At 52.4% G+C, this 1038-nt stretch carries 2 protein-coding genes; both read right to left on the bottom strand.

Going from position 1 to position 1038, the window contains the following annotated elements; genetic code table 11:
- Positions 1-31: 31 nt before the first annotated feature.
- Complete coding sequence (locus RTW80_RS25875; RefSeq protein ID WP_001136187.1) at positions 32-286, bottom strand: PilI type IV pilus biogenesis protein; 255 nt, start codon at positions 284-286, stop codon at positions 32-34.
- Positions 287-457: 171 nt separating this feature from the next.
- A partial coding sequence (locus tag RTW80_RS25870) for a conjugal transfer protein TraC (protein ID WP_312720933.1) occupies positions 458-1038 on the bottom strand: 581 nt, incomplete at its 5' end.

Below are 1038 nucleotides of genomic sequence, written 5' to 3'. Positions count from 1 at the left end.
CCATTGAATAAACATTTTGCTTCGGTTGCGTTCATGATAGCCAGTCCTGTAGATGCTGATGGCGGGAGCTGCTGCCCTTGTGCCAGCGGCAGTGGCTGCCGGGAGCACGCTCCAGTCGGAACAGAAATCGGTTGTCGCGTAGTACCACCACGAGACAGTTATCCGGCGTGCAGAAACGTCGGGCAAGCTCATCGGGGTCTGTCGGTGTTTTCGTTGAAAACAGCCTGCGTTTGCAGTGTGCGTCGACGACCAGTATTTGCAGTCGTCCGGGATGTTGCTGTGGCATCAAAGACTCCTTCCGGAACGGGAAAAGAAGCAGCTGTACCGTCATAACTGCACGTACCGGTTGCGAAAAAACGGCACAAGCGAGTAGTGACAGAAAGAATGTCGGAAACGGCAGGAAGGGCGGTACAGGCTGCGAAGACTGGAAACGGGGTATGCCGGGGATTACACATCCTCAGTGTAATGTGATAGTCGTCTGCTCCTGTGTTGCACCCCAGACATCTTCTGGCAAGCTGGGCAGCCCGATAAATAGGGTGTGAAAGAGGGTTTCTCTGCGTTCGATCCCGAATTGATGTTCGTATCCTCTCACCACCTGAAATCCTTCGTCGGAGAATATTAACTCTGCCGTTTCCAGAAGCTGCATAGTTTTGCGGTGTAGTGGAGTGATCAGCTGCAACGTAACTGGTGCCCTCATATCGCCTGTCGGTAGAAAACACTCTTCGGTGCGACTTAGTTGTAGCAGATGGCGTTTCCCGGAACAGGCCCGTTCAATGGATTCATTGAACACCCTCTCAGGCCATGGGCAGACATAAGTGCGCCAGCCTGATTTCTGTAATTTACCCAGCGCAGCCCGAAAACGAAACAACGGACATTCCCCGACAGTGGCAGAGCTGAGAAAGAGCGTATTCAGCGTTCCGATGATGGGAATATTGCGATCTTTTTCGGTCAATGCTTTTAACGCCATGATTTCGCCAGGGAGACTACTGAACTCAGGATGTCTGCTGGCACCAGAAAGCCATTCAAGCAGGTAATGCC

Origin of the sequence: Escherichia sp. AM3 (assembly GCF_032029835.1) — a bacterium.
GTDB lineage: Bacteria > Pseudomonadota > Gammaproteobacteria > Enterobacterales > Enterobacteriaceae > Escherichia > Escherichia coli.
The sequence above is the reverse complement of the archived record's forward strand: the minus strand, read 5'-3'. Positions and strand labels throughout refer to the sequence as shown.